This window comes from Paenibacillus mangrovi (genome assembly GCF_022898935.1).
In the GTDB taxonomy this organism is placed as follows: domain Bacteria; phylum Bacillota; class Bacilli; order Paenibacillales; family Paenibacillaceae; genus Paenibacillus_AQ; species Paenibacillus_AQ mangrovi.
Genome location: NZ_JALIRP010000007.1, coordinates 152,007 through 173,888 on the forward strand (window position 1 = coordinate 152,007; position 21,882 = coordinate 173,888).

Genomic DNA, 21,882 nt, shown 5'->3' on the forward strand with positions numbered 1-21,882 from the left:
TTTCATCTCCATAGTAAGGTTTATAAAGAAATTTGACTTTCTAAATCATATCTAATAGGATCAGAAACATTAGGAGTAATGCAGGAGGGTTCATTGATGTCTTCTTACATACATGACGAGCGCTGGGTATATGAATGTGGAGATCATTCCGAACTGAAACAACTAAGCGAAATCGTTCTCTTAGGGTATGATCATTATAATAAAGCCGAGCAGCTCAGTAATCATATACATGAGAATGCATATGAGTTTGTTTATATCGAGCAAGGGGCTGTTAGCTGGGACGTAAACGGAGAAACGTATCATATGCATGCGCAGCAAATATTTCACACTCGACCAGGGGAACTGCATAGAGCAAGCTTTGATTATATCGGGCCATGCAAAATGTGGTGGATGATTATTCGGGACCCCCAACATGCGGGAAGCTGGTTTTCTTTAGGAAAAGAGGATCGTGAACAATTTAGCCAAGTTCTACGTCATCTACCACGGATCATTTCTACGAACAAAGTAGTGGCTGAATCCTTTCGCAGTTTAAGAAAATTAATCGAACAGCCAGGAGCAATGCTACTGGAGTATCAGGTGCGCCATCATGTGCTTGAGGTCTTCCTTCATCTCATGCATTCCTCTAGCGCATCGCTTCAATCTCCTGATATTCACGATTTTTCCATAGAACTGGCCAAGCGAATTGAGATGAATCCTGCATTAAGGTTATCGACCAGGCAGCTGGCTGCGGAGTTGGGTTTAAGCGAATCTCATTTTTATCGTGTGTTTCGGGAAACCAATGGACAGTCGCCGGCTTTGTATATGGAGCGCGTAAGAATGGGATGCGCCTGTCGGTTGCTGCTGCAGTCCTCGTTGTCTATTACGAACATTGCACACGATCTGGGATTCAAGACTAGTCAGCACTTTGCGACTGTATTCAAAAAATATATCGGAATGACCCCCAGGGAATGGCGTAGTCAGGAAAATAAGTGAGGGTTTTTCGGGTGGAGTATGTTTAAAAAGCTGGGGCGTTTGTTGACTGAGCTACTTCTATGATTAAGGGGCGATAGTATCTGTTTTTGTTTAAAATGCTATTTTACTTTTCGAATTTCAGTCTTTTCTATAATGTTTAATTTCGCTTTTTCAATTCACTTCTTTTTCCAATTGTGTTATCATATTTTTAAAGAAGCCGAGTGCGGCTAACACTCGGCTGAACAATTGGCTTGGATAGGTTTATCCTTCTTGAGTCTAAATTGGATAAGAACCCACCTGTGGCGTTAACCTTTGGGTGGGTTTTTACTTTTTCTTGTTGTTATCTGAATATGCCCACCCAAGATTCAATTGTCTTTTCTATTCTACCATGTTATACCATTAAAATGAAGAACGATTGTTCGTGTATATATAGTCATTTGAATGTTTAAATCTTGTTAATTGCGTCAAACGTTGTTGTGTTCACGACGTCCTACTGACTTAAGGAGTGCCAGCATTCGGCTGCAATGCAGTTAGTCGGTGCGGATGTCACGCGGTTCAAGCGGATTTTGAAGCGTATATTTTTTTGCTGTCTGACTGTATTTATATCCTAAGAGGAGGGACCTTATAACTCTAATGCACCCCATTTTCCACGAATACTCTTTGCTTCTTTAACCATTCGGTCGATCAACTCGGAAACTGTAGGAATATCGTGGATCATCCCAGTCACTTGGCCTGCCCAGCCGAAGCCTTCTTCTTTCATGCCATCGTAAATCCAGCGCTTGTTGGCTTCGCCGCTTATATAATCTTTTAACGCCTCATAGGTAGGTGTCTCACGTTCAATGGCGAGAATGTTATCGATGTAGCTGCCTCGCAATACCCTGCCAGGGGAACCGATTGAACGTTTGATAACAGCTGTATCCGACTCTGAACTCTCTACTAAGGCCTTTTTATAAGAAGCAGAGGCATCAACGCATTCCTGGGTAGCGATAAAGCGTGTGCCCATTTCGATTCCCTCCGCTCCTAGTGCATGGGATGCCATCCATCCACGGCCGTCCCCGATTCCACCCGAGGCAATGACAGGGATTGTTACAGCATCAACGACCTGAGGCACGAGCACCATCGTTCCAACGTCGTCACGTCCTATGTGCCCTCCTCCCTCCTGCCCGACGACAATTACAGCAGATGCACCGAGTTGTTCAGCTTTTTGCGCCTGTCTTCGTGAGGAAACGAGTACTAATGTTTGGATATCCGTAGGCTGCATCATCTCTAGAATAGGGGCAGGGTTCCCTCCCGTAATGCTCACAACAGGTACTAGCTCGTCGATTGCAACCTGCACCCGATCCACGTAGTCGACACCATGCATGCCGATGGCAAAGTTAACTCCGAATGGCTTGTCAGAAAGGGTACGAACACGTTGAATTTCAGTTCGCAGGGCATCTACACTAGAAAGACTCATGGCTGTGATTTGACCCAGTCCTCCTGCGTTCGAGACTGCTGCAGCAAGATCTGCGTACGCTAAATAGGCGAGCCCTCCTTGAATGATGGGATACTTGATTTGCAGTAGCTCCGTCAGGCGTGTGTTCCATTTCATCGTCATCCCTCCCCATTATTCTTCCTTAGCAGCTTGTTCAAAATATATATGATAATGATTGGCACATCTCTCATTGAAAATGGCATGGCAATGCGGACAGCTGACTGCATTCATATACTGTCTGATGGTCAATTCAGTATGGCAGTTGCCGCAAAGGATGGCCAATTCGTCAAACTGCTCCTGCGGCCAGCGCTCAATGCTGTGATCCGCATCCTCTTCATGGCATTTGTAGCATGGATAATATCGATTGCAACATTTGAACTTTATCGCGATAATATCCTTTTCTGTATGATAATGAACACATCTTGTTGCATTGTCCACGACAGCTCCGTAAACGTGCACCTAAATTCCCCCAATCTTGAAAAACAGCAGGGTCACCGTAAATACAATGGCTAATCCCATTGCAAAGTAATCAGTTCGTTCAAATTTCAGTTGCCTGTAAACGGTTCTTCCCTTGCCATTCCCATATGCTCGTGCATCGATCGCAGAGGTCAGCTGTTCGGCACGTTGAATGGTCGTCATGAACAGCGGAATAAGAATAGGAATATACGCAAAAATGCGTTTCGGCAGTTTGACGGATGATATATCATAACCTCTAGCCTTTTGCGCCAAAAGAATACGATCCAGCTCCTGCACAATCGTTGGAATAAAACGAATCGCAATAACGATCATTAAGGAAAACTGCTCCACGGGCACATTTATTTTAGAGAGTGGTGCCAGCAGCTTCTCCAGCCCCTGGGCTAATGATAACGGCTTTGTAGTCAACGTTAACACTGACGCGAGCAAGATAAGAAGAACAATACGCCAGACGACGCGCGTTCCATTTTGCAGTCCCTCCACTGTCACATGAATGAATGACCAAGACCAAATGATTGTCCCTTTTGTCATGAAGACATTATATAGAAAAGTAAACATCAAAATAAATAAGATCGGCTTTAATCCTCTTCCAAACATGCGTAACGGGATTTTTGATGTTACTAAAATAATCAAAACAAAGATGGTTGCGACCACGTAGCTGATAAACGATTCCAGCATCAGAAAGCTCAGCATAATCACGATCATACTTAAAAGTTTGGCCCGTGGGTCCAAACGGTGGATGATGGAATTCGTCTCCGTAAACTGTCCTATTAATATGCTATTTTCCATTGATAAGACCTCTGGCCTGCCAGATTGGCAGCACTTTTTTGAAAATATCCTGCTCTCTGCAGCTCTCTACTTCAATTTTATGACCGGTTAATTCCTCTACCAGCTTTAAGAATTGTACAGGCTCAGGCAGTGGCAATTGGGCTCCCGTGAGCAATTCCGTCTTCTCCAAAAATAAAGTGCTCGCGTCAAAATGCCCTACTAGGCGTCCTGCATGGAAAACAATCACTTCATCCGAATATTCAGCAACATCATCCATGTGGTGTGAGATAAATAGAATCGTGCGGTTGTCTTGCTGCTGCCATTGTTTTAACATCCGCAGTAGATCCGCACGACTTAATGGGTCAAGGCCTGCTGTTGGTTCGTCTAAAATAAGCAGCCTCGGATTCATCAACAACACCGAAGCAATGGCAATGCGGCGCTTTTGACCTCCACTTAATTGAAATGGAGCATATGGAAGAATCTCTTTGGAAAGACCCACTTGCGGCAAAATAAGTTCAATAACCTGCTCGATCTGCTGAGCTGAATAACCCTGCATTTTTGGAGCGAAGGCAAGCTCTTTGTATACTGTCGTCTCAAATAATTGATGCTCTGGATATTGAAAAACAAAACCGACATCCGGGACAACCTTTACCCGCCCTTTGGAATCTCTGGGAATAGACTGCTGATCCATCAAATATTCTCCGTTAAAGTCGGGTATCAGCCCCTTCAGTATTTTGGCGAATGTTGACTTGCCGGCCCCGGTTTGACCAATGACGGAAATCCACTTACCTTCCTGAATGGTGCAACTGACATCCTGAAGAGCCGTGCGACCGGCATAGCTCACGCTCACTTGGTTTAGCTCATAGACCATTCCGAACGAATCATCTCCTTCCAGTCTGCCGTCAGTGGTGCATTTAAACCAAGTAATTTATGTAACCGTACGGCAAAAGGTTGGTCCAATTGATAGTCCGTTACAGATATGGTATCAAAAAAGGTCGAAGGGTCACCATCAAACTCTAGCCGGCCTTGATGTATCAGCAAGACGCGCTCTGCAGACAGTACTTCGTCCATATGATGGGTGATGTGAATGATGGTTAAGCCCTGGTGGTGTAGCTCATGCATAATAGATAGCACCTGCTTCCTCCCCAAGGGATCAAGCATGGAGGTTGCCTCGTCGAAAATGATAATCTGGGGGCGCATAGCCAGTATCGCTGCAATAGCGACTCGCTGCTTTTGACCACCGGAAAGCTGATGCGGCATTGCTTCTAAATAATCTTCCATCTGAACAGCTTGTAAGGCTTGATCTAAGCGAAGGCGAATTTCTTCCCTTGGCACGCGAATATTTTCTAAGCCGAATATCACTTCATCCAAAACCGTCGTGGTGATGAATTGATCCTCCGGATTTTGAAATACGAAGCCGATTTGCTCATGAATCCGGGCAAGTTCCGTCGGCTCTGAAGTGTCCAGACCATTAAAATTCACATGTCCTTCCTTCGGCAGCAGTAGACCATCCATGAGCTTGGCGATCGTGGATTTCCCGCAGCCATTGCTTCCGATGATCGCTACGAACTCGCCTTCTTCAATTGTAAAGGTCATATTGTCTATGACAGGCTGTCCTTTTCGATAATAAAAATGAACTTGATCAAATGTAAGCATTAATTCCTTCCCCTCTGCTGGTTCCATGCTGCGAAAAATGCCTCTGGTCCGTTAGCGGAAAAGGCAGGCGTTGGCTTTTGCCATCTAGTCACCTTCGTACCGTTAACCCCAAATATTTCACCTGTTAAATCCTTATCCGGCTGTGCGAGCAGTGCGACCACGAACCGGGCGACATCATCCGCTTCACCCACTTGCCAGAAATCGGGAAACGGCTCATTTCGGCTGGCGTATTTTTGCTGAAGATGCTCGATTACAGGCCTTGTCATATCCGTTAAGGCGGCAGGTGAAATGGCATTCACCCTGATCTGATTCCGCTGCAGTTCGGCTGCGAGCGTCCACACCATGCCGAGCATACCCGCTTTAGCCGCACTGTAATTCACCTGCCCCACGGAACCTGATAATCCGGCAGTCGAAGTCATCAGAAGAATATCACCACCCCGTTCCGGAAAATAAGGTAATACCCGCTGAATACAATAAAAGGCGCCGTTCAAATGCACATCCAGCACAGACTGCCACTCTTCATCCGTCATCCGCAGACATTTCTGGTCATGTAAATTTCCGGCATTATGGATCAATACATCAATACAGCCATATTTCGCAATAACAGCATCCACCATTCTCGTGACGGCTGACGGATCTGAAACATTGGCACAGTATCCAGTTGCCACACCACCAGTTTGACGGATTTCGCTCACAACTTCGTCAATTAACGCTTGCTTCGTACCATTGACGACCACTTGATAGCCGCTTGTCCCGAGCTGTAAGGCGATACTGCGCCCAATACCCCGCGTCGCGCCTGTAATTAAGGCTGTTTTCGCCATCAGAAACTCTCCTTCACCGAAAAACTGCCCAACGCAATCACCTCGCCAGTTTCTGTGGTAACGGTAACGTGGATTGTGTCTTCACAAGCCTCAAAATCAAAGCTCGCCATCGTATCTATGAAAAGTGGCTTTAGGAATTTCATGCTGTAGTCATGGATCCATAGCGCCTGATGTTCTGCCAAATATAAGGACTGAGCAAGTCCCATAATATACATTCCGTGTGCAATGGGCCGCTCATACCCGGCCTTAGCTGCGGCTTCAGCATTCAGATGAATGGCAGCCGTATCACGGGAAGCGGCGGCATATTGCCGAACAGCGTCAGCTGTAATTCGTTTTTTCATGTTCCATCACCTAATGAGATTAATACAGTTTCCGCTGTGACAATGAGATCTCCGTTGCACGTACAAACAAGGTTATGGGTAAACAATGTCAACTCCCCCTTACGGCCTGCTTTTTTCTCCACTTTCGTTAACGATAATTCACAATCCAAGGTCATGCCCGCCATGATCGGTTTCTCGTATGAAAAATGCTGTGAGCCGTGAATTAAGGGAACATTCTTGTTGAGCCAAGGAATATCAAATTCGTTCCAGAAAATAATAGGCATGGTTGTAGGAGCGATCTGAACGCCGTTTAACATTTGCACGGGGGCTTCGATGCTTTTCGCATACTGCGTAATCGCCTCGGCAGATATATACAGCTGATGTTGGAGCTTTTTCATTCGACCGCCTCCACTAAGGTAGCGAGACCGATTCCGCCGCCAATGCCAAGCGTGGCAAGCCCGCGCTTGTATGGTTGTTGCATCATTTCAGCACATAGGCGCGTCATTAAGATAGCACCAGATGCACCGTAAGGATGGCCAATGGCTAGTGCGCCACCGCCGAGATTAACTTTGTCCTGAGGGATCTGAAGCTCTTTTAATGAGGCCAGCACTTGGGAGGCAAAGGCTTCATTAAACTCTACGATATCCAAATCGTTAACTGTTAGCTGCTGACGGCGTAGCAACTTTTGGACGGCTGGAACCGGCCCGATGCCTAAATAATGCGGATCTACCCCTGCAGCCTGAGCATCCACCACACGCAAAATTGGCTTTAGCTTAAGCTCCTCGCATTTTTTTCGCGACATGATGAGAACAAGAGCTGCCCCGTCATTGAGTGGACATGCATTGCCGGCGGCTACGGTTCCTTGATCCAGAAAAACAGGCGGTAGTTTCTGCAACTTTTCCAGGCTCGTATCGGATCTTGGACATTCGTCGGCGGTAACCCACTTTCCATCCGTTTGTAGAGGTACAATTTCCTGAGTGAAACGTCCCGTTTCCTGTGAATGGATAGCCTTCTGATGACTTTTCAAGGCATAACGGTCCTGTTCGTCTCTCGTAATTGCGAATTTCCGGGCTACATTCTCCGCAGCGATGCCCATATCCGGGTCGCCGTAAGAGCTTGGAGTGAAATGAGCTCGCGTATAAAGCTGCGGCACACCCATTAAGGTTTGGGGCTTGGCCATTTTCCACGGTGCCCGACTGGTGCTTTCGACGCCACCTGCTAAATACACCTCGCCTGCGCCACTCTGAATGAGTCGTGCCGCTATATTAATAGCTTCAAGGCCGGAACCGCACTGCCGATCAATCGTTACACCCGGAACCGTTACAGGAAGCCCTGCTTCCAAAGCAGCCACCCGTGCTATATTGCCTCCCGGACCAACGACATTGCCTATAATCACATCATCGATGCAGGTCTTTGGTAAATTCGTTTCTGATACAATATGCTGAATAAGCGGCGCTAATAATGCCTCCGGTTCAAGCCTACTCAATTGGCCGCCCATCCTTCCGATCGGCGTACGTTTAGCTATGACAATTACAGCTTCTATCATATCATCACTCTTTTCACGTATTCTTTCATCGCATGTCGAGCCATTTTCCCGCTGCTTGTATAGATGAACTGATCTACCGTGATGAGCTGCTTCGGCGCTTTATAGCTTGCCAAATGCTGGCGGCAATATTTTTTAATTTCATCTTGAGTTAGACGCTGTTCTCCGCTCCATTTCACAATGGCTGTCACCTGTTCTCCCCAGTATTCATCCGGCACTCCAAACACCATGACCTCCTGAATTTCCGGCAGTTGCTGCAGCACAGCTTCCACTTCTTCGGGGAAAACATTCAGACCACCGGATACCATCATATTTTTGACTCGACCGGCCATATGCAAATAGCCATCCATATCCATCGACGCATAATCTCCAAGCTTGAGCCATCCATCACGAAAAACGGAAGCTGTTTCCTCAGGCAAATGATAATACCCTGAAAAAATCATCCCGCTCCGAACGTAAAGCTGCCCGATGGTTCCGACAGGAACCTCCTGAAAATGTTCATCACGAATGGAAATCTCTACGCCATTGAAGGGACGGCCTACCGAATTGGGCTTGTTTTCAGCATAGACATCTATATAACTGATATAGCTCGCTTCTGAAGAGCCGTAATATTCATATAGCTTCGACCCGCCAAAAACCTCCTTGCTCCTTTTCTTGGAGGCCTCTGACCATTTCCCGCCCGAGCTAATCAGCGCTTGGATTTGAGTTTGACCAGGGAGCGCGTGCTGCATCATCGATTCAATCATCGTTGGCACGACGAACAAAATCATATTCGGAATCTGTTTACACAGCTGCAATACCTTCCCCGCGTCAAAATGCTGGGCGATATGAAACGTCGCACCCCAGTAGAGGCTCTGCATCAAAGCGAATAACGACAAGGAGTGTACGAGAGGACCTGGGGCTAAAATATGCTCCATGCTGTTCAACTGGAAGGCTTCACTCGTTGCCTCAAAGCTTGTCATCCACGACAAATGAGTCCGCATATACCCCTTTGGCGTCCCTGTTGTGCCTGAAGTAAAACCAATAAATAATAATTCGTTGGTGTTATCCACTTCAGCTTCCGGCTTTAAAGAATCTAACCAGTCGTCATAGGATCCCGGTTCTTCAGCAGTAAAGGTGAGAAGCTGGGTGTCCCTGTCCTGCATGACCAGATGCTTTGTAAATGCCGTTTCTGCAAAAATCATGCCAGGCTCACACTGCTGTAAAATGGCGTTCACTTCCGCGTTACTCCATTTTGGATCCATCGGAACGGGCACACACCCTGCATAGATCGCTCCCAGAAAAACCTCCACAAATTCGATGCGATTCGTAGATAAAATGGCGATCTTGTTATGGCTCAGACCATTTTGCTGTAAACCATGAGCGATTTTTTTTACACGCTGCATCAATGCCGAATAAGTAAGCCTCTCTTGGTTATGGGATAATGCGATTTTATCCGGATGATGCGCTGCATGGCGCAGTAACGGCATTACTAGATTCATTTCTCATCACACCTATTTCAAATTTCGTACATTATGAGTTATGCACTTTTTCTTCAATTGGACTAATTGATTTTAATTGTACTGCAATAATGGCTGCGATGATCGCTTTGATACAATCTCCCGGTAAAAATGCAGCAGAACCTGCTAGTCCGGCCCAGACCGATGTATGCGTAATGATAGCCATGACCGGAGCACCGATTAAATTGACAAGGAGAACTCCAAATACAATATTAATAACAATTAATTTCCATGTTTTTAACGTCGCCCATACCTTCTCAGTCATAAATCCGATACAGAATGCGGCTATAGGCCAGCTTATAAAGTATCCGGTGGATGGTCCTATTAAGTGAGAAAGACCTCCGCGTCCTCCAGATAATAAAGGTAAACCAATAGCGACTAATACGAGAAACAAGATTACGCTGATCGCACCTGTTTTCTTCCCCAAAAAGCATCCTGCCAGCATAACGCCAAGTGTTTGTACGGTAATGGGAACTGGGATAAATCCTAACGGAATAGGTGGAATCAGGCCTAATACTCCTATAAATGCGGCGAATAAAGCTGCGAATACCATTTCTTTTGTCTTCAACGTGCTACCTCCGATCAGGTTAAGAAAGCTATGTTCTATTAGAGTCGACATCTAATGCAATAGCAATTATAGCCTGATGTAAAACAATTGTAAACCTAAACATTTTTGACTGGTTGACATTATATTTCGATATGTATTGGAAACGGATAATCCTTGGTGAAAATAAAAAAGAGGCGTATAACCGGTAAGGTATACACCCCTTTAAATTTTTCACCTGACTACTCCAGAGGAATCGCATACGGTGCGGCCTTGATCCAAAAGCTTTTAAGTTCCCTGGAATTTACGACTCCGGCGGTATCGTTTCGAACAGCTTCTTCTAACCCGAGCGTAGGATAGCTTGAAAAAGGCTCCAGTCCAATATTGTAATGCCGGCCATACCAGGGATAACACTCTGTTGCACCGTATTCCTGCCAATACCACAAATACGGCATAGCAGCTGCATCCCATTCAACTTTCAAACCCATACTCAGAGAGTTATTTTCAATCCGATACCACGCTTGATCGCTAAAGCCCGTAAGATATATCATCTCCGATGGCGTACCTTTTTCAGGGAGATGGGAAAAATCAACAAGTTTACCCGTTTCAGCCACTCCAGACGGCCATTCGTAAGAAGCACCTCGCTTCACTCTCCCTGGCCTCGAGACGGGGGATTCGATGGATTCCGTTATCAATTTAACATTATCCGGCAAAATAATGTTGCATCCCGGCTCCAAAAATGGCTTGCCAAACGCGATATGCTGTCCCCACATATACCGTAATGGGATGTCACTCAAATTTTCCAATTGTTCTTCAATCAGAAGAGTAGCCGATCCGCTATCCAGTGTTAATGTTTTGGTCAGCTGAAAAGGAAGTTTTTTAGTCCTCACACGAAAGCGAACGGCTATACGCGTCGCCGTATCCTGAACAATGTCATAGTCCCACGGCATCTGCGCCACTTCTCCGTGCTGCCCGAACTGTGCGCCGAGATAGACGCTCGTCGGTCCCCCATTAGGGAAGACTTCCTGCCACCCGCCGGGATAATAATCAATAAATGTAGAGACAGGATCAGGAGATGTAGGTAAATAATCGTTCGGATTTTGTACGCCGTTTTCGGAAAGCCACATGAAATCGAGATCCTTCGGTTTATACAAATACTCGAAAATTTCCGTACCTTTATCCACTAATATGGATATTCGCACCAAATCATTTTCCAGTACAACTGTACGTAAACCAAAGTAACTGTTCTGATCATGAATCCTGCATCCGTAATTGCGCTGGGGCCGATATCGAGACAATGCCCTTCCCCCTTACATCTATTTTTAACCTCGTGTATGATCTGCCCAGCGTTCATTAGGCACTATTGGATACCAATCCGGTCTTACCGGGTCTTTATCATACGAATATCCGCCAAGCTCACGATATAATTCTGCATATTGACGTACCTTTTCTCGGTCAACTTTAATGCCAAGGCCCGGCCCATCCGGTACTTGGATTGCTCCGTTCACGTACTTCATTTTGCCGCCGACCAGGATATCATCACACAATTGGTGGTAGTGAGCATCTGCCGCATGAGACAGATTTGGAACTACCGCTCCCATGTGCAGCATCGTGGCTAATTGAATACCCAGTTCGCCCGACGAGTGAACCGCAGTTCCCAACTGAAAAGTTTCGCACACGCCAGCTGCCTTGATACAAGGCCTGATTCCACCCCAAAATGTCGTATCCAGCAAAATAACGTCCACAGCCAAATCAAGGATATTCGCTGCAAGCTGTTCAAAGTTAACGACCACTGTATTGGTCGCTGTAGGAATGCGCACCATTGATCGTACACGCCGCATCCCGTTCAATCCCCATGTCGGATCTTCGAAATAATCGTTGTTCAGATGCTCAATCGCTTGACCGAACCGGATTGCTTCTTCCACGTTTAGCGAAGCATTTGGATCATATCGCAGCTTGTCTTTCGGAAATGCAGCCGCTAAAGCATGATAGCATTCCAGCTCATAGTCTGGATGGAACACGCCGCCTTTTAGTTTATGTACTGTAAAGCCATGCTCCCGCTTCAAATCAGCGCAATGCTGAACCAATTGCTCCGGAGTTCTGACTTCTCCTGGACCGCCCGGGTTATTCGGAGAACGGAAAAATAAATAGCTAGCAAACGGAATGTGATCGCGAATTTTACCACCAAGCAGTTGATGGACAGGAACTCCCAGCTTCTGCCCCATAATATCCAGGCAAGCAAACTCGATTGCCGCATGAAGCTGTGTCCGATTGTTATACAAACTTGCTGTTGGATTGCATATTTTAAAGCGGAGTTGTTCCAAGCAAAATGGATCGTGACCGATCAAATAACTTTTCAGTCCGGCAAAAGCGAGTTCCGCGCTTTCTCCGCCGCCTCCCATTTCTCCATACCCAATAATGCCTTCGTCCGTTTCCACCTCGATGATCGTCCGTACGAACCGCCCCCAATGCGCGCCTACCGCGTGCCGTAAAGTCGCTTCGAGCGGAACGGTAATCGTCGTTGCCCGAATATCTACGATTTTCATCCTGATAACCTCTCCTCTACTAATCCGGTAGTTTCACGCCGACTGTCGCTAACAATCCACCGTCAACCTTGATATCTGCTCCGGTAATAAAACCAGCTGCATCGCTGCACAAGTATGCGATAAGTTCCGCCACTTCCTCTGTTGTTCCCACACGTCCGATCGGATGCATTTTGCCCCAGGATTGGATCACTTCTTCCTGTGTAGATTCTCCTTTAAACTTGTCTGCAGCCCAACGCAGCATCGGCGTATCGACGGAAGCAGGGCATACCACGTTTACGCGAATATTTTCCGATGCATGATCCACCGCCATAGCACGTGTCAATGCATTAATTCCGCCTTTGGAGGCCGAATAAGCCGCCACCTGCTGTTGGGCAACATAAGCCTGGACAGAGGAAACATTTACAATCGCCCCACCACCCCGTTTTCTCATCTGCGGAATGCAATATTTGGAGGCAAGATACATTCCTTTTAAATTCACGTCAATCACTTCATCCCACACGGATTCATCCGTATCTACCACATCGCCATAGCGCTGAACGCCTGCGCTGTTGACTAGCATATCTATCCCGCCAAATGAATCTACTGTCTGCTGCACAGCTTCTTGTACCTGCACGGCCTTCGAAACATTCGCTTGAATGGCTATAACCCGCTTATCTCCTAACATTTCACATAGTTCATTGGCAATGTCTGTCGCTGCATGAGAAGAAATGATTGCAACTGAGGCCCCTTCTTGGGCCAAAAACCGCGCAGCAGCGAGCCCAATTCCTTTGCTCCCTCCTGTTACAAGTGCGACCTTGCCGTCAAAACGCATCATGCCTCTCCTCCTCATTCTTCATCATAATCTAGGCCATTTTCCCAAATGTGCACCCGCCGTCAATGTACATAGGTGAACCCATCATAAACTTCGATTCGTCCGAGGCGAGGAAGAGAGCCGCATTCGCCACATCCTCAGGTCTTCCCAGTTCTCCTCCTAACTGCCGCTTTCGAATCGTATTCAGACCTTCTTCAGGATCCGAATAGGACTCCTTTAAGTACTTCTCGACAAACGGGGTTAAAATGGTACCGGGTAAGAGTGCATTGACGCGGATGTTATAAGGGGCATAATCGACCTGCATACATTTCGTTAGCGTCAACACAGCTCCTTTGGTCGCCGCATATACCGCTCTCCTCATCAGCCCGATCTCCGCGATCGCCGAAGACATGTTAATGATGGTGCCGCTCTTATTTTCCATCATGTGAGGAACGATATATTTGCAAGGGAGAAACACGCCTTTCATATTCACATTCACCACGCGGTCCCACAGTTCCTCGGTAAGTTCGTGTATGGCGCCAACACCGGAAATCCCTGCATTGTTGAACAAAATATCAATTCTGCCAAAATGGCCAAGTGCTTGATTGACCATCCTTTCTACAGCCTCAGCATTTGTTACATCGGCCTGAATAAATACAGCTTCGCCTCCCTGTTGTACAATTTCTGCAGCCGTTTGCTTTCCACTCTCTTCAGCCAAATCAACCACCACGACCTTAGCTCCCTCTTTCGCAAACAACAGTGCCGTTGATTTTCCGATGCCTGAGCCGGAGCCCGTGATTAGAGCAACTTTATTTTGCAGTCTCATGATTTTGATCATCCTTTCTTAGATAAATGATTTGTGTGTGATAAAATACTCCCACCTGCGAATGCTCCACCAAGCTGCTCGTTAATACGCAGAAGCTGATTATATTTGGATAAACGTGAAGAGCGCGCAAGTGAGCCAATTTTAATCTGTCCGCCATTTAGTCCAACTGCCAAATCTGAGAGTGTAGCGTCTTCCGTCTCGCCCGAACGGGCAGAAATGACGGTTTGAAATCCAGCGCTCTTGGCTAAACGAACGGCTGCTACCGTTTCCGTTAAGGTACCGATCTGATTCATTTTGACCAGTACAGCATTTCCTGCTTTGATATCGATCCCATGTTGAATACGATTAGGATTGGTAGTGAAAAGGTCGTCCCCTACTAATTGCACTTTTCCACCAAGCCTTGCCGTCAGCTCCTGCCAGCCTTCCCAGTCATCTTCAGCAAGCCCATCCTCAATAGACAAGATCGGGTAACGGTGAATCCATTGTTCTAACATATCAATCATTTGCGAGGAGGAGAGGATTCGCTGCTCAGAATGAAGCTCGTATACATGGTTATTAATGTTATAGAAATGCGACGAAGCAATATCTAGCGCAATACCTACCTCTTCACCCAATTTTAAACCTGCAAGCTCGATCGCACTGCAAAGCAATTCTAGCGCTTCCTCATTCGATGACAGCGCAGGGCCGAATCCGCCTTCATCAGCCAATAAGTAACCGACGTAGCCCTTTTTTAAAATCAGCTCTTGAGTCTTCCAGTACACGGCAGATATCATTTCGAGCGCTTGAGGGTAAGTTTCTGCACCGACGGGGTAAATTAAAAAATCTTGGATATCGATATTTTTTCCTGCATGAAGTCCCCCGCTAATGATATTTACCATAGGCAGCGGAATGGACAAACGCTCATTTTCGGACAGGTACATATCAGCCAAATGCCTATACAACGGTTTGCCAGCCGCAGATGCGACAGCGTGAGCCGCCGCAAATGAAATTCCTAGAATCGCATTTGCCCCTAGCCTCGATTTATTGTCCGTTCCATCCAGTTCCAGCATCCGATGATCTAGATTCGCTTGATCTTCAGCATCTTGACCGATGAGTATTCCAGACAACTCATGATTGACATGATGAACGGCTTTTTGCACACCTTTTCCACGAAAACGGGAGGAATCGCCGTCCCTTAATTCCCACGCTTCAAATCGTCCTGTCGATGCCCCGGATGGAACCATCATGCGTCCGGTATGCCCGGATTCAAGCGTTACATCCACCTCCACGGTGGGGTTCCCTCTTGAATCCAAGATTTCTCTTCCTGTAATGCTTTTGATTCTATTCACGTTCTGGTTCTCCTTTCAGTGCTTTTTCAATCACAGGTAGCGGATTCTCAACGGATGTCGATTGGATCCACGCGATAGCGGTTGAACGGATGATGTCTATTAGTTCATCCTTGATATAATCGACCGTCGATTTCCCATCCAGTCTCGCTAACAGCAGCAACCCGATATGAGGAAGCAGATGTCTGGTTTCTAATTGATACTCGTTCATAAACGCCTGAATAAGAGCATAGCTCTCACGTTCTCTTTTCAACCCCCACCCTTTGAGCAATAAATGGGTCAGCAGAAAAGCGACATCAAAAACCGGGTTTCCCCAATGCGCCACTTCATAGTCCAATAAAATCATTCGATCGTTATCGTCAACCAACATATTTTTGGGCGAAAAATCACCATGTACAATGCAGCTCGAATTTTCGGTTAATTCCCATATTAAGTCATCGATTTCGCTTTGAAGCTGTGGGTACAGACGTTTCAGGTAGACATAGAAGGGATCTACTCGCAATTGTTCGAAATAGCTGAGATCCTGAAAAACTTTGATCTGCTCTAGAGGAGCAGTTCGGCTGTTGAAATGCATCATACGCAGCAGCTCTCCAGCTTGACGTGCGACCTCAACCGAGAACCGGCCTTCCATAAGCACGCTTTTCCAAGTCTTAGCCCCTTCTGGCGCGCACGTCATGACATAAAGATGCTCATTCGGATCTTCATGCACGATTTGCGGGAGTGAATTTTCAGGAAGCAGTTGTGTGAGAAACTTCATCGCTTGAACTTCGCGCACAATTCTGTTCACATCGGAATACCACTCTGCTTGAACATTCAACTTGGCAAGCGCTTGCTTCAGCACAAGCCTCGTTTCACCGCAAGTTATTTTCCAGACCTGACAAGAAACTCCGCCTGCTAACTGTTCAACTACAGCTTCGTGATCTGGATGGATCAGCCTTGTCTTGATTACGTATTCCTTGACTTCTTCGGAGGAAATTAACACTTTAGTCGCCTGCCTTTACATAATCTGATGTCAATGCCAGAACATTCGGACGATCAACTATTTCTGAAGCTGTAAATTCGAGAAATACTCATCTTTTAAAAAGGTTTGTGATTCCGCCAAGTTATCTCCATTAATCAGTGCAGCATTAACCAATATATCGTCTGTGTTCGTCATCTCTCTCTTTCCATTGATGATCTCAAGAAGCGTATCCACAGTCGCTCGTGCGAGCTCCTTTGGTTTATTGGCTACGGCCAGCTTCAAGGCGCTGTTTGGATCCATAATTTTGAGGACCTCAGGCTCTGAGCCGTCATGGCTGACAACAAGCTCAGTTGCAGAGGTTCCTCTTCCACGCGCTTCCAACGCCGCTAAAGCTCCAAGTGACATATCGCCATTACCGCCATAGAATACATTGGCGTCCGAGTTCTTTTGCAGGAAATCCTCCGTGACATTCAAAGCAACATCTTTCTTCGATTTACCGTCCAATCTGCCTGCAATCTTGGCGTTAGGAAGCACTTTTTGAAAGCCTTTAACGAAGCCGTCAATTCGATCGTTCACAGGTTTAATGCCAATGCTATCAATCAAGCAAAGTACAGGCGCTTTATCCGGGAACTTCTTCTGGAAGGTTTTAGCTGCCTCTTCGCCTCCTAATGCTCCAGCATCTGATTCCGGTATGCCGACAAATGGTGCCTTGGCAATGGCGGGATCGTGTTTAATGGCAAAAGTCGCGACCGGAATGCCTGCTTGCTGCGCTTCATTGATATCTGCGGATGCAGCTTTCGGTTCAAGCAAAGCATAGATAATTCCATCAACCTTTTGGGCGATCAGATTTTCCATCTGCGTTGTCATGTTGGCTTGGTCTGCTTTCCCGTCCAGTTCGACCAATTCAATGCCCTTTTCTTTGGCATATGCTTGCGTTTGTTTGGCATGTGCTTGATAGTACGGATGTTCCGCGGTTAAATAAATGACACCGATCTTCAGTTTCTTTTTGGTATTGTCCCCACCGGCGGTCTTGGTTTCACCGCATCCTGCTGCAATCGCTGCCGTTAGTAACAATATCAACGTCAGTGCAACAAATTTACGAACATTAACCATTCACGCTTCCTCCCCTTTGGACATTTTTCAATAACCCTTTAAAATTGATACCGTTCCCTTTTAGTGTCATATCAACCATGACCGCAAGGACAAGTACAACACCCTTAATGATGTATTGATAGAATGCATTGACACCCAAAAGGTTGAGTCCATTGGAAAGAACACCAACGATCATTGTCCCGATGAGCGTGCCTGTTAAAGAGCCTTCTCCGCCTTTTACACTAACCCCGCCAAGGAAAACGGCAATGATAACATCAAATTCGAACCCCTGACCGATCTGCGGATTGCCTGAGTTTAATCTAGATGCCATGATGACCCCGCTAAGACCTGTTAACAATCCAACAATGACATACAAGGAAAACATCACTTTTTTAACAGGAATGCCGGATAATCTCGCTGTTTCGATATTTCCTCCAATGGCATAGGTATATTTGCCAAGCAAGGTTTTGCTTAGAATGAAACCGAAAACAACGTAAATGATCAACAAAATAAGGACAGGAATAGGCAGAAATCCGATATACCCCCTTCCCAAGTTCATGAATTCCAGCGGAAGTCCATTGACGACAGCCTGCCCATCTGCAAGGAGATACGCGATTCCACGTACCGCATACATCGTACCGAGTGTGGCAATGACAGGGTTTATTTTCGCTCCAACAATCATGGCTGCATTTAACGATCCGATAATTCCTCCGGATACAACCGCCAAAATTGCTGCCAAAAGTATAGGTATGCCTCCCTGAACCAATAGAGCAAATACGACGCCCGACAGCGCCAGAGTACTGCCTACAGAAATATCAAGTCCGCATGTAATCATGATGAATGTCGCGCCGGCAGCAGCGATCGCTACCATAGACTGCTGTCTAATCAAATTCGTTATATTCGTGACGGTGAAAAAATCCTCGGATAACAACGCCATGACCAGTGAAAACAAAATCAATATGCCAAGCAAAATGAACTGCTGCAAACTTTTGGTGTTATTGAACTTCATGCGTTACACCTCCAACAGACAACTCCATGATTTTTTCCTGTGTGGCTTCTCGCTTCGGTAAAATGTCAACTACCCTGCCTTCTCGTAACACCATAATCTCATCACACATGCCGAGCAGCTCCGGCAATTCCGAAGAAAACATCATAATGGCCTTGCCTTCTTTGGCTAACTGGTTCATAATTTCATAAATTTCTTTTTTGGCTCCGATATCGATCCCACGTGTAGGTTCATCAAGAAGAATGACGTCCGCATCCGTGTTGATCCATTTGGAGAAAATCGCCTTTTGCTGATTGCCGCCGCTTAAATACTGAATTTGCTGCTCACTGCTTGGCGTTTTTATTTTATAGCGGCTGATCGCCTTATCTGCTAACTCTTTATCTTTTTTTCGCTGAATGACCTTCCACCTTGAAATCAATTGGCTGCTTGATAGAGAAATATTTTCACGAACTGTCATCACGCCTACGATTCCTTGCGAGCGCCTTTCTTCAGGGAGCAGGGCAATGCCAAGTTTGATCGCTTCCTCCGGCGTATTCATCGGTTTAACACGTTTGCCTTTGTAAAAGATTTCTCCTTTAATAATTTTGTTATCTCCAAATAACGTCCGCGCCAGCTCCGTCTTACCTGCACCTGCAAGGCCTGACACACCAAGGATTTGTCCTTGCTTGAGCACAAAACTAACGTCTTTAAGCAATTCCGCGGCGTAAACATGTTCCACCTTCAACACTTCTTCACCGATCACTTTATCCGATACAGGAAATGTTTCATTCAATTCCCTGCCTACCATGAGCTTAATAATCTCGCCTTTATCGGTTTCACTGACCTGCACAACCCCGGTGTTTTCCCCATCTCGAAGTACCGTTATCCGATCCCCGACCGTGAAAATATCTTCAAATCGATGTGAAACTAACAGAAACGAAATTCCTTTCTCTTTTAATGCGAGCATCATTTTGAATAGCTCTTTCGACTCCGCATCCGTAAGCGACGCGGTTGGTTCATCCATAACGATCAGCTTCGCTCTCTCTGAAAGCGCTTTAGAGATTAGCATCATTTGTTTTTGTGATACGCTAAGATCCCTCACTAATTGATGAGCGTTTAGCTTGATATGAAGCTCTTTCAGTATTTGATCCGTCTTTTCCGCATTTCGTTTACGTCCAATCACGCCGAATCTGGCATACTCATTGCCGAGCGTCATGTTTTCTTCTACTGTAAGCATATTAATCACACTGAGTTCTTGGAAAATAAAGCTGATCCCCAATTTCCGTGCATCATAAGGCTTTCTTATATTCGCACGAACACCATCAAAGACAATCTCCCCGTCATCCAATAAATCAGCGCCCGCAAGCAATTTGATCAGCGTCGATTTGCCTGCCCCGTTCTCCCCCATGAGGCAATGAATCTCCCCAGGCTTGATGAAAAGGCTTGCACCTTTTAGCGCTTGAACTCCAGGGTAGCTTTTGCGAATATTGGTCATTTCGAGCAGGTATTTCGCCACGCCTTCTCCCTCCATTATCAAACGGATCGCCTCTAATGCCTTATTCGTTATTTACAATAGATAGCGCCGCTTTCATATAGCCGAGTGCATAAGCCATACCGGCATGCCATGGGGCATTGCAAGAGATCTGGGGGGTATGGTCCGGAATAAACACGCCATCGAAATTATTCTTCTTGTAAATGCGAAGCGCCTTGATCATATCAATATCGCCTTCATCGACAAATACTTCTCTGTATTCAGGTACTTTCCCGATCACATTCCGGAAATGGACATAGCAGATTTTATTTTGTTTCGTAAGTTGATCTATCGTCTCGTAGAGATTCCCTTCTGACATTTCCTGGACGGTCCCCATGCAAAAATCTAATGCATTCGCATGACTCGGCACCGAATCCAGCATTTTTTGAAATAAATGAGGTTGATATACCAGGCGAGGGGTTCCCCGAAGCTGCGGCATTGGAGGATCATCTGGGTGTGCAGCCAAGCGAACTCCGGTTTCTTCAGCTACAGGAACCAGCTCTTTTAGAAAATAAGTATATCGTTCCCAAAGCTCACCCTCGGAGATTTGCGGCATGGTGCCTTCTGGCGCTTGCGGATCATAAGTCATGTTCCATACTTCACCTTGAGGGATTGGCGTCTGATCATTTGCATTACTTGGCGTAAAACCGACGGAAACCGCTCCTCCTCTAGCAAATTCCCCCTTCGTATGTCCCCATACACCAGCTAAGCTGAAATTGTAGCCCATGACAGGGATGCCTGCCTTACCGACATTGCGAATGATCGACTTCAATAATTCTATCTGTTCATCTCGGCGAGGACCGTTCAACAGCACGTCATGCCAGTGGGCAGGATCGAAGTTTTCGATCGCATATAATTCAAGTCCCTCTTCATTGATCTCATCTTTCAATTTTCTCAGAGATTCATAAGACCAATCTTCCATATTTCCAGATGTTATACCCCAATTGTTAGTTGCATCGGTTGCTGGAATACCATCCTTGGACATCGTAGGAAAATAATCAACAAGGTGAGCTATAATGTGTGTGCATCCCGCTTGTTTGGCAAAGCGATAATTCTCTCTGGTCAGCATGTGGCGATAAAGACCTATCCCTAATTTCATAACCATGATTCCTCCCGCTTTACAGAACGCCAAAGGTATCAAAAGCTTCTCTGACCGACATACCGCCTCTGATGGCATCCCTTACTTTATTCTCACTGGACACTTTCTTCAACGCTTCAGTTATTACTTTATCTTCCAAATATTGAGGAATGATGACGATACCGTCAAAATCGCAAAACATAAGATCATTCGGCTGAATCATTATACCGCCGCATTCAATCGGCACTCTATGCTGCAAAATAATGTTTCTGCCCTTGCTGTCGCGTGGAATATAGCCAGAAGAGAATACGGGGAATTCGAGCAATTCAATTTTATCCGTATCGCGGATGTATCCATCCACAATAGCCCCTCGTCCCCCACGGGCAATGGCGGCATTAGACACCAGTTCACCCCAAACGGCGGATCTACCTGAAGGAAGACTTACCACATAGATATCACCCGGCAGGATGGCATCAAGAGAATCAATTAACCCATCATAAGGCTGCTCCAGCGTCTCGAAGACATCGACAGCAAGCACAGGGTACGCACGGCCAACAGCTTTCATTCGTCGTTCAAGCGGACGGATTGAACTATTTAACGTTTGATTCCGATACCCAAAGTCGTCCAATATATCCGAAATAACCGATGAGTTCAAATTCTTCGTAAGCTCGTCAAAATAATCATGATCCCTGTTCATA

At 46.1% G+C, this 21,882-nt stretch carries 23 protein-coding genes; 1 reads left to right on the forward strand and 22 read right to left on the reverse strand.

What is annotated here, in order from left to right:
* Nucleotides 1-96 precede the first annotated feature (96 nt).
* Entirely contained in the window at nt 97-972 is an 876-nt protein-coding gene (locus MUG84_RS17825) for an AraC family transcriptional regulator (RefSeq protein WP_244727194.1), read from the forward strand.
* A 601-nt stretch (nt 973-1,573) separates the two neighbouring features.
* Here the strand turns inward: MUG84_RS17825 and MUG84_RS17830 are convergent.
* The 22 genes from MUG84_RS17830 to MUG84_RS17935 form a co-directional block, all read right to left on the reverse strand.
* Nucleotides 1,574-2,542 (reverse strand): NAD(P)H-dependent flavin oxidoreductase, encoded by a 969-nt coding sequence (locus MUG84_RS17830; RefSeq protein ID WP_244727197.1) that lies wholly within the window; start codon nt 2,540-2,542, stop codon nt 1,574-1,576.
* A gap of 15 nt (nt 2,543-2,557) precedes the next feature.
* The gene (locus MUG84_RS17835; protein ID WP_244727199.1) at nt 2,558-2,884 is read right to left on the reverse strand and encodes a CHY zinc finger protein; all 327 of its coding nucleotides are present in this window, start codon (nt 2,882-2,884) and stop codon (nt 2,558-2,560) included.
* A complete protein-coding gene (locus tag MUG84_RS17840; protein ID WP_244727201.1) occupies nt 2,885-3,688 on the reverse strand; it encodes an energy-coupling factor transporter transmembrane component T family protein in 804 nt (267 codons plus the stop codon). It lies immediately after the preceding gene.
* Nucleotides 3,678-4,538: an ATP-binding cassette domain-containing protein gene (locus tag MUG84_RS17845; RefSeq protein WP_244727203.1), complete on the reverse strand. Its 861-nt coding sequence runs from the start codon at nt 4,536-4,538 to the stop codon at nt 3,678-3,680. The genes MUG84_RS17840 and MUG84_RS17845 overlap by 11 nt, the downstream gene beginning before the upstream one ends.
* Nucleotides 4,523-5,323: an energy-coupling factor transporter ATPase gene (locus MUG84_RS17850; RefSeq protein WP_244727206.1), complete on the reverse strand. Its 801-nt coding sequence runs from the start codon at nt 5,321-5,323 to the stop codon at nt 4,523-4,525. The genes MUG84_RS17845 and MUG84_RS17850 overlap by 16 nt, the downstream gene beginning before the upstream one ends.
* Nucleotides 5,323-6,144: an SDR family NAD(P)-dependent oxidoreductase gene (locus MUG84_RS17855; protein WP_244727208.1), complete on the reverse strand. Its 822-nt coding sequence runs from the start codon at nt 6,142-6,144 to the stop codon at nt 5,323-5,325. Before MUG84_RS17855 ends, MUG84_RS17850 begins: the two co-directional genes overlap by 1 nt.
* Nucleotides 6,144-6,485: a MaoC family dehydratase gene (locus MUG84_RS17860; RefSeq protein ID WP_244727210.1), complete on the reverse strand. Its 342-nt coding sequence runs from the start codon at nt 6,483-6,485 to the stop codon at nt 6,144-6,146. The genes MUG84_RS17855 and MUG84_RS17860 overlap by 1 nt, the downstream gene beginning before the upstream one ends.
* Entirely contained in the window at nt 6,482-6,862 is a 381-nt protein-coding gene (locus tag MUG84_RS17865; protein WP_244727212.1) for an FAS1-like dehydratase domain-containing protein, read from the reverse strand. The genes MUG84_RS17860 and MUG84_RS17865 overlap by 4 nt, the downstream gene beginning before the upstream one ends.
* Nucleotides 6,859-8,010, reverse strand: a complete 1,152-nt coding sequence (locus tag MUG84_RS17870; protein WP_244727214.1) for a thiolase family protein — start codon at nt 8,008-8,010, stop codon at nt 6,859-6,861. The genes MUG84_RS17865 and MUG84_RS17870 overlap by 4 nt, the downstream gene beginning before the upstream one ends.
* Nucleotides 8,007-9,488: an AMP-binding protein gene (locus MUG84_RS17875; protein WP_244727217.1), complete on the reverse strand. Its 1,482-nt coding sequence runs from the start codon at nt 9,486-9,488 to the stop codon at nt 8,007-8,009. The genes MUG84_RS17870 and MUG84_RS17875 overlap by 4 nt, the downstream gene beginning before the upstream one ends.
* A gap of 31 nt (nt 9,489-9,519) precedes the next feature.
* Nucleotides 9,520-10,074, reverse strand: a complete 555-nt coding sequence (locus tag MUG84_RS17880; RefSeq protein ID WP_244727219.1) for a biotin transporter BioY — start codon at nt 10,072-10,074, stop codon at nt 9,520-9,522.
* Nucleotides 10,075-10,292: 218 nt separating this feature from the next.
* Complete coding sequence (locus tag MUG84_RS17885; protein WP_244727221.1) at nt 10,293-11,348, reverse strand: DUF4432 family protein; 1,056 nt, start codon at nt 11,346-11,348, stop codon at nt 10,293-10,295.
* Between the two features lie 24 nt (nt 11,349-11,372).
* Nucleotides 11,373-12,596, reverse strand: coding sequence for an enolase C-terminal domain-like protein (locus MUG84_RS17890; protein WP_244727224.1), 1,224 nt, complete (start codon nt 12,594-12,596; stop codon nt 11,373-11,375).
* Nucleotides 12,597-12,615: 19 nt separating this feature from the next.
* Nucleotides 12,616-13,410, reverse strand: a complete 795-nt coding sequence (locus MUG84_RS17895; protein WP_244727226.1) for an SDR family NAD(P)-dependent oxidoreductase — start codon at nt 13,408-13,410, stop codon at nt 12,616-12,618.
* 28 nt (nt 13,411-13,438) lie between these two features.
* Entirely contained in the window at nt 13,439-14,212 is a 774-nt protein-coding gene (locus MUG84_RS17900) for an SDR family NAD(P)-dependent oxidoreductase (RefSeq protein ID WP_244727228.1), read from the reverse strand.
* 8 nt (nt 14,213-14,220) lie between these two features.
* Nucleotides 14,221-15,540: a phosphopyruvate hydratase gene (gene eno / locus MUG84_RS17905; RefSeq protein WP_244727230.1), complete on the reverse strand. Its 1,320-nt coding sequence runs from the start codon at nt 15,538-15,540 to the stop codon at nt 14,221-14,223.
* Entirely contained in the window at nt 15,533-16,519 is a 987-nt protein-coding gene (locus MUG84_RS17910; RefSeq protein WP_244727233.1) for a phosphotransferase family protein, read from the reverse strand. The genes eno and MUG84_RS17910 overlap by 8 nt, the downstream gene beginning before the upstream one ends.
* Nucleotides 16,520-16,576: 57 nt before the next feature.
* Complete coding sequence (locus MUG84_RS17915) at nt 16,577-17,611, reverse strand: sugar ABC transporter substrate-binding protein (RefSeq protein ID WP_244727235.1); 1,035 nt, start codon at nt 17,609-17,611, stop codon at nt 16,577-16,579.
* A complete protein-coding gene (locus MUG84_RS17920) occupies nt 17,604-18,599 on the reverse strand; it encodes an ABC transporter permease (RefSeq protein WP_244727238.1) in 996 nt (331 codons plus the stop codon). Before MUG84_RS17920 ends, MUG84_RS17915 begins: the two co-directional genes overlap by 8 nt.
* Nucleotides 18,586-20,091 carry a sugar ABC transporter ATP-binding protein gene (locus MUG84_RS17925; protein ID WP_244727240.1) on the reverse strand — a complete coding sequence of 502 codons (1,506 nt, stop codon included), beginning with the start codon at nt 20,089-20,091 and terminating at the stop codon, nt 18,586-18,588. Before MUG84_RS17925 ends, MUG84_RS17920 begins: the two co-directional genes overlap by 14 nt.
* A 40-nt stretch (nt 20,092-20,131) precedes the next feature.
* Complete coding sequence (locus tag MUG84_RS17930) at nt 20,132-21,205, reverse strand: mannonate dehydratase (protein ID WP_244727242.1); 1,074 nt, start codon at nt 21,203-21,205, stop codon at nt 20,132-20,134.
* Nucleotides 21,206-21,224: 19 nt separating this feature from the next.
* Complete coding sequence (locus MUG84_RS17935) at nt 21,225-21,881, reverse strand: RraA family protein (RefSeq protein WP_244727244.1); 657 nt, start codon at nt 21,879-21,881, stop codon at nt 21,225-21,227.
* Between the last annotated feature and the right edge of the window lies 1 nt (nt 21,882).